Source organism: Mycobacterium sp. IDUB_37 (assembly GCF_055419245.1).
The window spans coordinates 1,241,086-1,249,894 of the sequence record NZ_JBVAXG010000001.1 but is presented as its reverse complement, the minus strand read 5'-3'; the positions used below and the strand labels follow the sequence as shown (position 1 = coordinate 1,249,894).

The 8,809-nt window shown below is 66.6% G+C and carries 5 protein-coding genes; 3 read left to right on the top strand and 2 right to left on the bottom strand.

From position 1 onward, the window contains the following. Positions 1 to 129: 129 nt before the first annotated feature. Together ACZY1I_RS05860 and ACZY1I_RS05855 are read right to left on the bottom strand one after the other, a co-directional pair. Entirely contained in the window at positions 130 to 2,295 is a 2,166-nt protein-coding gene (locus tag ACZY1I_RS05860; RefSeq protein WP_463753296.1) for an acyl-CoA dehydrogenase, read from the bottom strand. Positions 2,296 to 2,457: 162 nt separating this feature from the next. Beyond that, entirely contained in the window at positions 2,458 to 3,216 is a 759-nt protein-coding gene (locus tag ACZY1I_RS05855) for an SDR family NAD(P)-dependent oxidoreductase (RefSeq protein ID WP_463753295.1), read from the bottom strand. A gap of 123 nt (positions 3,217 to 3,339) precedes the next feature. Between ACZY1I_RS05855 and ACZY1I_RS05850 the strand changes: the two genes are divergently transcribed. The 3 genes from ACZY1I_RS05850 to ACZY1I_RS05840 all read left to right on the top strand — a co-directional run bounded on the left by ACZY1I_RS05850 (position 3,340) and on the right by ACZY1I_RS05840 (position 8,801). Continuing rightward, positions 3,340 to 4,869, top strand: a complete 1,530-nt coding sequence (locus tag ACZY1I_RS05850; protein WP_463753294.1) for an ATP-dependent DNA ligase — start codon at positions 3,340 to 3,342, stop codon at positions 4,867 to 4,869. 111 nt (positions 4,870 to 4,980) lie between these two features. Next, entirely contained in the window at positions 4,981 to 7,248 is a 2,268-nt protein-coding gene (locus tag ACZY1I_RS05845) for a carbon starvation CstA family protein (RefSeq protein WP_463753293.1), read from the top strand. A 26-nt stretch (positions 7,249 to 7,274) separates the two neighbouring features. Further along, positions 7,275 to 8,801, top strand: coding sequence for an Hsp70 family protein (locus ACZY1I_RS05840; protein ID WP_463753292.1), 1,527 nt, complete (start codon positions 7,275 to 7,277; stop codon positions 8,799 to 8,801). The last annotated feature ends 8 nt before the right edge of the window (positions 8,802 to 8,809 follow it).

Below are 8,809 nucleotides of genomic sequence, written 5' to 3'. Positions count from 1 at the left end.
CGCCCTTGCGATCGCGACTAGTCCCATGGTCGCGACCCGCTGCGCCCGGCTTACGCCGCCCTTGCGATCGCGACTAGTCCCATGGTCGCGACCCGCTGCGCCCGGCTTACGCCGCCCTTGCGATCGCGACTAGTTGATCAGCGGGTCACGCGGCATCCCGAGGATCCGCTCGGCAATCTGATTGCGGGTCACCTCCGACGTGCCGCCGGCGATCGCCATCCCCCGGGCACCCATCACCATCCGCCCGGCCATCGAACCGGGACCGTCCAGCAGCGCGACCTCGGGCCCGGCCAGTGCGGCCGAGATGGCGGCACCCTCGATCATGTGGTCGGCCAGCTTGAGTTTGGTGACGTTGCCTTCTGGCCCGGGGCCCGCGCCTTCGACGCTGCGAGCAGCGCGGCGCAAGTTCAGCAGGCGTAGCGACTGTTCCTCGGCGAGATAGGTACCCACCCGAATTGCCGCCCCCGCCAGATGATCTGCGCGCCGCTGCGCCAGCTTCACCAATTCCGCGGCCAACCCTTCATAGAAGGAACCGCTACCGCCGATGCTGACCCGCTCATTGCCCAACGTCGCTCGCGCCACCGTCCACCCGGAGTTGGGTGCGCCGACGACATCCTCGTCCGGCACGAACAGATCGTTGAAGAAAACCTCGTTGAATTCCGCACCGCCGGTCATCTGACGTAAGGGACGAACCTCGACCTCCGGCGCCTTCATGTCGACGATCACCGTGGTGATGCCGGCGTGCTTGGGAGCCTCCGGATCGGTACGCACGGTGGCCAGGCCGCGCGCACAGTACTGCGCGCCACTGGTCCACACCTTCTGCCCGTTGATCTTCCAGCCGCCGTCGACGCGGGTGGCGCGGGTCTTGACCGAGGCCGCATCCGACCCGGCTTCGGGTTCGGAGAACAGCTGGCACCAGATTTCGTCTTTGCGCAGTGCCTTCTCCACGAATCTTTCAATTTGCCAATCGGTTCCGTGCTGGATCAGGGTGAGGATGACCCAGCCGGTGATCCCGTAGTCGGGACGTTTGACGCCTGCGGCACGGAATTCTTCCTCGATGACCAACTGCGCCACCGCGTCGGCGGCCAGGCCCCACGGCTTGGGCCAGTGCGGCATCACGTAACCGGTCTCGATCAGCCTGTCGCGTTGCGGTTGCTTTTCGAGTGCGGCGAGTTCGACTGCGTCGGCGCGGATTTGGGTGCGCAACTCCTCGGCCTCCGGCGGTAGATCAAGACTGTTCTCCCGGACGACTCCGGCCGCCGTACGGTCGAAGACATCGCGCGCCGGCGCGTCTCCGCCCAGCAGTGCCGAACTCACCAGCGCGCGGCGCAGATGCAGGTGCGCGTCGTGCTCCCAGGTGAAGCCGATGCCGCCGTGCACCTGGATATTCAGTTCAGCGTTGCGCGCATAGGCCGAAAACGCCAGCGTCGCAGCAACTGCGGCGATGAGCCGAAACTGTTCCTCATCCTCCGACGCCGCACGGGCAGCGTCCCAGACCGCGGCGAGCGCGGACTCTGAGGCGACCAGCATGTTCGCGCAATGATGCTTGACCGCCTGGAAAGTGGCGATGGTGCGCCCGAATTGCTGGCGCACCTTGGCATAGTCGACCGCGGACTCGACGCAGTCGGCCGATCCACCGACAGCCTCGGCGGCCAGCAGCGCCCGGGACCGGGCCAGTGCCGACGCATGCGCCCCCGGCAGGATGTCGTCTTCGCCAACCTGCACGTTTTCCAGACGAACCCGTCCGGAACGTCGAGTGGGGTCGAGAGTCTCGGGCACGTCCACTGAGATGCCGGCCCGCCCACGGTCAAGTATCAGCATGTCGTCGCCGGCGGTAATCAGCAACAGATCGGCAAGCCCGGCACCCAGCACGACCCCGGCGTCGCCGTTACCGACACCGTCGGACACCTGCACCGCACCCCCGAGACCGATACCGGCGGTGACGGTTCCGTCGATCAGGCCGGGCAGCAGCCGCGTCTTCTGATCGGCGCTGCCGTCGTTACCGATCACCGCCGAGGCGATCACTGTGGGAACGAACGGCCCGGGGGCCACCGAGCGGCCGAGTTCTTCGACCACCACAACCAATTCGGGCAGACCGAACCCGGAGCCGCCGTGCTCTTCGTCGATGTGCAGGCCAAGCCAGCCGAGTTCGGCGACGCCTTGCCAGAATCCGGGGCGCGCCTCCTCCGGCGCGTCGAGCAACGAACGCGCCGCCGCCCGCGCCTTCTGGGAGGTCAAGAACGCGCGGGCTACCTCGGCGAGTTCGCGATGGTCGTCGGTCAGTGCGATACCCATCAGGGCCTCCTCGCGGCGCTACCCGGCCGGCATCTTCGCCGGGCTCGGTGGATTGCCCCGCTACTACTCCGGCCAAAGGGCGGCCAGCATCGACGCCGGGGCGGTCTTGTAAAGAGTGTACTCAATCGCCCTGACGCCGACTAACCGGTCTAACCCGACCGCTTACTTGGGCGCGAACCGCTGTCCGGCGTCCAGACGCAGGCACTGCCCGTTGAGCATCGGGTTGTCCACGATGGCCGCCGCCAACTTGGCGTACTCCTCGGGCCGGCCGAGGCGCTTGGGGAAAGCCGCGTCCTTGGTCAGCGCCGACGCGAACTCGTCCGGGATGCCCTTGGTCAGTCCCGTGGCGAACAGGCTTGGCGCAATGGCCAGCACCCTGATGCCCAACGATCCGAGGTCACGCGCCATGGTCAGACACATGCCCGCGATACCGGCCTTGGCGGCGGTGTAGGCCACCTGGCCGATCTGGCCCTCGAAAGCCGCGATGGACGCGGTGTTGATGATGACACCGCGCTCCTCGTCCTCGGGGTCGTTCTTGCTCATGTGCTCGGCCGCAAGCCTGCTGATGTTGAAACTGGCGATCAGGTTGAGATTGATGACGGACTGGAAGGACTCCAGGTCGTGCGGGCCGGTCTTGGTCATGGTCCGCTTGGCGATACCACCGCCGGCCGTGGTGATCACGACGTGCAAACCGCCGAGATCGTCGACGGCGGCCCGCAGCGTCTCCTCGGTGCCGGTGAAGTCAGTGACGTCCACGGGATAGAACTTGCCGTCGACCCCGTCGGCCACCGCCTTGCCGTCCGAGTTCTCCCGGTCGAGCACCGCGACCTGCGCGCCCCGCGCGTGCAGCAGTTCGGCGCTGGCACGTCCCATCCCCGAGGCGCCGCCGATCACGACGACCTTCTTTCCGCTGATCTCCATCCGGTCTCTCCTTTTCTGACCTTTGCCCAACTTGTCACATTGCCTTGTTTTTGTAACGTTATCTAGGCACGCTAGCGCGTCGGCTCCGACGACTTGTCGGCGAGCCATGCCAAGCTCGAAAGCGTGCTCCTCCTCGACGTCGCAAGCACATCGCTTAACGTAGGCGCCACCTCGTCGCGACTGAGCAAAGTCGCCCACATCGCCGACGTGTTGCGTGCGGCCGCCCCCGATTCAGAACTGGTCGCGACGGTGGTGTCGTGGCTCTCCGGTGAGCTGCGGCAACGCCAGATCGGGGTCGGCTGGGCAGCGCTGCGATCGCTGCCGCCGCCCGCGTCGGACCCTGCGCTCACCGTCGGCGAGGTGGATGCCACCTTTACCGAGATCGGCGCCGTCGCCGGCAAGGGATCCCAGGCGCGACGGGCGGCGCTGATCGGCGGACTGTTCGCCGCGGCCACAGAAGCCGAACAGACATTCCTGGTGCGACTGCTCGGCGGCGAACTGCGCCAGGGCGCGCTGGTCGGGATCATGACCGATGCCGTGGCCAAGGCTGCCGGGATTCCCGCCGCCGCGGTGCAACGGGCCGCGATGCTGGGCGGGGACCTGCCGGCTGTCGCGGCCGCCGGCCTGTCGGGCCGACCCGACGCACTGGACGCATTCACCCTGCAGGTCGGCCGCCCGGTCGGCCCGATGCTCGCCCAGACTGCTACCGATGTCGCCGATGCCATCGACAAGCACAGTGGGACAACAATTTTCGAGGCAAAACTGGATGGCGCCCGGGTGCAGATCCACCGCAGCGGGGACCACGTGACGGTATATACGCGCAGCCTTGACGACGTCACCGCCCGATTGCCCGAGGTGGTCGAAGCGACACTGGCGCTGCCGGTCAACCAGCTGATCGCCGACGGCGAGGCGATCGCGCTGCGCCCGGACAACCGACCGCACCGCTTCCAGGTCACCGCGTCGCGGTTCGGGCGATCGGTCGACGTGGCTGCCGCCCGCGCCAAGCAACCGCTCTCAGTGTTCTTCTTCGACATCCTGCACCGAGACGGCGAAGACCTGCTGGACCAACCGACCGCCGACCGGCTTGCCGCACTGGATGCCCTGGTCCCGCAGACACAGCGGGTCGACCGACTGGTCACCTCGGACGCCGCCGCGGCCAAGGCTTTCCTGGACGCGACGCTGGCCGCCGGCCACGAGGGTGTGATGGCCAAGGCTCCCGGCACCCCGTACCAGGCAGGCCGGCGCGGAGCGGGTTGGTTGAAGGTCAAGCCGGTGCACACCCTGGACCTGGTGGTGCTGGCCGTTGAGTGGGGCTCGGGACGCCGACGCGGGAAACTGTCGAACATCCACCTCGGCGCGCTCGACCCGGCTACCGGCGACTTCGTCATGGTCGGCAAAACCTTCAAAGGAATGACCGACGCAATGCTGGACTGGCAGACCACGCGGTTCACCGAACTCGCGGTCGAGGGCACGGACGGCTACGTGGTCCACGTGCGCCCCGAGCAGGTCGTCGAGATAGCACTCGACGGCGTGCAGGGGTCGTCGCGCTACCCCGGCGGAGTGGCGCTGCGGTTCGCCCGGGTGCTGCGTTACCGCGACGACAAGAGCCCGGCCGAAGCCGACACCATCGACGCGGTGCGCGCGCTGTACTGAACCCGGGCTGTACTGAACCCAAACACTCCGCGAGAGTGAACCGCGCGACGCGACATCCCAATCCGGCGTCGGTAGATTCACACTCGCTAGCGGCGCTGCAAGGGAGATCTGGTGAACCGCGACATCAGCTACATCAGCACCGAGCCCGACTTGCCGCCCGTAGCGATCGTCGACCGCTCCCCTATCACCCTGGCGCACAAGGCCTTCTTCGGCGTGATCGCCGTATTCGGCGCCGTCGCCTGGGCGATCGTGGCGTTTGTCCGCGGCGAGACCGTCAACGCGGTATGGCTGGTCGTCGCCGCGGGCTGCACCTACCTGCTCGCTTACCGCTTTTATGCCCGGCTGATCGAAATGAAGATCGTGCGGCCACGAGACGATCACGCCACCCCGGCCGAGGTCCTCGACGACGGCGCCGACTACGTTCCGACCGATCGGCGCGTGGTGTTCGGCCACCACTTCGCCGCGATCGCCGGCGCCGGGCCGCTGGTCGGTCCGGTCTTGGCGGCTCAGATGGGATACCTGCCGAGCAGCATCTGGATTGTGCTCGGAGCGGTCTTCGCCGGTTGCGTGCAGGACTACCTGACGCTGTGGATCTCGACGCGCAGACGGGGCCGTTCGCTGGGCCAGATGGTGCGCGACGAACTGGGCGCCACCGCGGGGGCCGCCGCGCTGATCGGGATCCCGGTCATCATCACGATCCTGATCGCCGTGCTGGCACTGGTGGTGGTGCGGGCGCTGGCAAAGAGCCCCTGGGGTGTGTTCTCCATCGCCATGACCATTCCGATCGCCCTGTTCATGGGCTGCTACCTGCGGTTTCTGCGACCCGGGCGGGTATCCGAAGTCTCCGGGATCGGTGCCGTTCTGTTGTTGCTCGCGGTGATATCCGGCAACTGGGTCGCCGAAACATCCTGGGGCGCAGCGTGGTTCACCTTGTCGCCGGTCGCGTTGTGCTGGCTTCTCGTGGCTTACGGCTTTGCGGCCTCGGTACTTCCGGTTTGGCTGCTGCTGGCACCGCGTGACTACCTGTCCACCTTCATGAAGGTCGGCACCATCACGTTGCTGGCGATCGGAGTCTGCCTCGCCCGCCCCGAAATCACGGCGCCGGCGATCTCGAAGTTCGCCACCGAGGTCAACGGACCGGTATTCGCCGGATCCCTGTTTCCGTTCCTGTTCATCACCGTCGCGTGCGGCGCGCTGTCCGGATTCCACGCGCTGGTCTCCTCCGGCACCACACCGAAGATGCTGGAGAAGGAAGGCCAGATGCGCCTGATCGGCTACGGCGGCATGATGACCGAGTCGTTCGTTGCCATCGTGGCCCTGATCACCGCGACCATCCTCGACCAGCACCTGTACTTCGCCCTCAACGCGCCTTCCGCGCAGACCCACGACACCGCTGCCGGCGCCGCCCACTACGTGAACGGACTAGGCCTGCGCGGCGCCCCTGTCACCGAAGAGCAACTCAAAGCCGCCGCGGCTAGCGTCGGCGAACAGTCGATCGTGTCGCGCACTGGCGGCGCGCCGACGCTGGCGTTTGGCATGTCCGAGATGCTGCACCAAGTCTTCGGCGGCGCCGGCCTCAAGGCGTTCTGGTACCACTTCGCGATCATGTTCGAAGCGCTGTTCATCCTGACCACGGTCGATGCCGGAACCCGCGTCGCGCGATTCATGGTTTCCGATGCGCTGGCCAATATCGGCGGCCCGCTTCGCAAGCTGCAGAACCCGGGTTGGCGGCCGGGCGTGTGGTTGTGCAGCCTCGCGGTCGTCGCGGGATGGGGCGGCATCCTGTTGATCGGTGTCACCGACCCACTCGGCGGCATCAACACGCTGTTTCCGCTGTTCGGAATCGCCAACCAATTGCTGGCGGGCATCGCACTCACCCTCATCACCGTCGTGGTCATCAAGACCAGCCAGACCAGAGGGAGCCTGAAATGGGCTGCGCTGCCCGGTGTTCCGCTGCTGTGGGACCTCACCGTGACGTTCACCGCGTCATGGCAGAAGATCTTCTCCGCCGATCCCGCCGTCGGCTACTGGACCCAGCACGCCCAGTACTCGGCGGCCAAACAGGCGGGCAAGACGGCGTTCGGATCGGCCTCCAATATCGGTGAAATCAACGCGGTCATCCGCAACACGTTTATCCAGGGCACCCTGTCGATCGTCTTCGCCGCCGTCGTCGTCATCGTGTTCGTCGCGGGAGTCATTGTGGCGGTCAGGGCGATTCGCGGTGCCGGACGCCCACTGACCGAGGACGACCCCGTTGACTCGAAGCGGTTCGCCCCTGCCGGCCTGTTCCCGACCGCGGCCGAACGCGAAGTGCAACGGCAGTGGGATACGCACTTGACCACCGGGGGCGCGCCGGAAACGGATGCGCTGAAGAAATAGCCGGAAGACCCCTAAAATTGGGCGCAATGAGAGTCGGCATCGACTTCGGCACCACCCATACCGTCGTAGCAGTCGTCGACCGCGGTAACTACCCGGTCGTCTCCTTCGAGGGCTTCGATACGTGGCCGTCGCTGGTCGCCGGTAACACCGCCGGGGAGTTGAGGTTCGGTCTAGCCGCTGCCGCCGTCCGTCACGAGCCAGGGTGGTCGGTACTGCGGAGCTTCAAACGCCTGCTCAATGATGCCGGCCCGCAGACGGAGGTGACGCTGGCCGGACGCACCTACCTGCTAGCCGATCTGCTGACCGGGTTTCTGGTTGCACTCAAGGCCGACCTGTACCAACGCTCGAATGCCGGCGCGACCCCGGGCGAACCGGTCGAGGCCGCGATCAGCGTGCCTGCGAACGCGTCCAGTGCACAGCGTTTCCTCACGTTGGATGCGTTCGTGGCGGCCGGTTTTCAGGTGGTCGCGCTGCTGAACGAGCCCTCGGCAGCAGGGTTGGAGTACGCCCACCGGTACCGCTCCACCATCACCGCCAAGCGCGAGTACGTCCTCGTCTACGACCTCGGCGGCGGCACCTTCGACGCCTCCCTGCTCAGGATGTCCGGACACGTCAACGAAGTCGTCATAAGCGAGGGAATCCAGCGGCTAGGGGGCGACGACTTCGATGAGGCCATCGCGCAACTGGTCCTCGATGGATCGAACTTGCGGTTGGATTCCGCGGGCTACGAGTTGCTGGTCGAGGAATGCGCGGCGCGCAAGGAGTCCGTAGGTGCCCAGACACGCCGCTTCTTGGTGGATCTCACCGAAATCGACGGACCCGACCGGCCACCGTTCTCCTGCGCCATCGACGACGTCTACACCGCATGTGCGCCGCTCGTCGAACACACATCCGCGCTACTGGCCCGGGTGCTGCTCGACCCAGCGGGCGACGGCCAGGACGTCACCTGGTCCGAGGTCGCCGGCATCTATGTGGTGGGCGGGGCCGGCAGCTTCCCGCTGGTGTCCCGGATGCTGCGCACGAACTTCGGCGATCGACGGGTGAAACGTTCGCCACATCCCTTCGCGGCGACTGCTATCGGGCTGGCCGTCTTCCTCGACAACGACGCGGGTTTCGTATTGTCCGAACGCTTCTCGCGTCATTTCGGCGTGTTCCGGGAAGCGCAGGCCGGTGCCGACGTGGTGTTCGACCCGATCGTCCCGAAGGACGCTTCCCTGCCTGCGGATGGTCACAGTCCGTTGGTGGTCAGCCGCACCTACCGCGCTGCCCACAACATCGGCCACTTCCGGTTCGTCGAATGCAGTCGCGTGGTCGACGGGCGTCCCGACGGGGACGTCACACCGTATGACCCGGTTCTGTTCCCCTTCGACCCGGCACTGAGCGACCGGGACGACCTCGGTGGCCAGCCGGTCGGTCGGTGGAGTGATGGGCCGCAAGTCGAGGAACGCTACGTTGTGGCGCCCGGCGGCGCGCTGGAAGTAACGCTGACGACGCAACCGGCCGGGTTCAAACGCACCTTCCGGTTGGAACGACGCGCGTCCGCGCGGGTCTGAGCCCGGCC

Excerpts from the sequence above, each read along its gene's own strand:
- ACZY1I_RS05860 (WP_463753296.1), bottom strand. The coding sequence starts at position 2,295 with ATGGGTATCGCACTGACCGACGACCATCGCGAACTCGCCGAGGTAGCC.
- ACZY1I_RS05855 (WP_463753295.1), bottom strand. The coding sequence starts at position 3,216 with ATGGAGATCAGCGGAAAGAAGGTCGTCGTGATCGGCGGCGCCTCGGGG.
- ACZY1I_RS05840 (WP_463753292.1), top strand. The coding sequence starts at position 7,275 with ATGAGAGTCGGCATCGACTTCGGCACCACCCATACCGTCGTAGCAGTC.